The following is a 491-nucleotide window of genomic DNA, read 5'->3' on the forward strand; positions in this document are numbered from 1 at the left end:
GGCCTGTACAGCTGCGAGTGCGGATTCGAAATCGAAGGCCCCGCCGAGAACGTCGTCCGGCACGCTCGTCCCACCCGCTCACCGCTCAGCCGCCCCACGCCGATCTCCCTCGCCCCGGTCGGGCCGCTTGCGACGAGCAGCCCATATCGACGCTGAGCAGGCACCCAGAGACCCAGGAGACCCGACATGAGCACCAACCCCGAGACCGGCGACACCCGGTCATCCGAGGTCACATACATGGGCCGGCGCCAGCTGAGCACCGGCAAGCTCGGCTACGCCTACACCGACGATGACGGCTCGCCCCGCTACTACAAGGCCGCCCTCGTGACCGGCGCCCAGATCGGCCAGCGCATCACCATCGAAAGCCCGATCGACGAGCGCGACGTCTACTACTCGAAGGGACCGCGAGCTCCCCGCATCACCGGGTTCGACGAGACTGTCTCGCGTCAAGTAGTTGGCAGGATTTCTTCGGTTTCGAAGTTGGGGATGGT

The 491-nt window shown here is 66.2% G+C and carries 1 pseudogene; it reads left to right on the forward strand.

The features are described from left to right. Positions 1-186 precede the first annotated feature (186 nt). Positions 187-491 (forward strand): annotated as a pseudogene (locus tag AX744_RS13835) (hypothetical protein); the annotation flags it as partial.

It is taken from the genome of Microbacterium sp. CCH5-D1, from assembly GCF_001557335.1.
GTDB lineage: Bacteria > Actinomycetota > Actinomycetes > Actinomycetales > Microbacteriaceae > Microbacterium > Microbacterium oxydans.